1 rRNA gene is annotated in these 262 nt (G+C 57.3%); it reads left to right on the top strand.

Features of this window, described 5'->3' with window-relative positions:
* A 23S ribosomal RNA gene (locus tag AC5RUU_RS19665) occupies positions 1-262 on the top strand; the annotation flags it as partial.

Genomic DNA, 262 nt, shown 5'->3' with positions numbered 1-262 from the left:
AAACCCGTCCGCCGGATGATCAAGGGTTCCAGGGTCAAGCTAATCTGCCCTGGGTAAGTCGGGACCTAAGGCGAGGCCGACAGGCGTAGTCGATGGACAACGGGTTGATATTCCCGTACCGGCGAAAAACCGTCCATGTTGAACAGGGGATACTAACTGCCCGAAACCTGCCCGACACCCCTTGTGGGTGAAGGGTTTTGGTGGAGCGCAGGACCTGATCCTGGGAGGCAAGCGTATTAACAGGTGTGACGCAGGAAGGTAG

The organism is Arthrobacter sp. K4-10C (assembly GCF_059090085.1).
The sequence above is the reverse complement of the archived record's forward strand: the minus strand, read 5'-3'. Positions and strand labels throughout refer to the sequence as shown.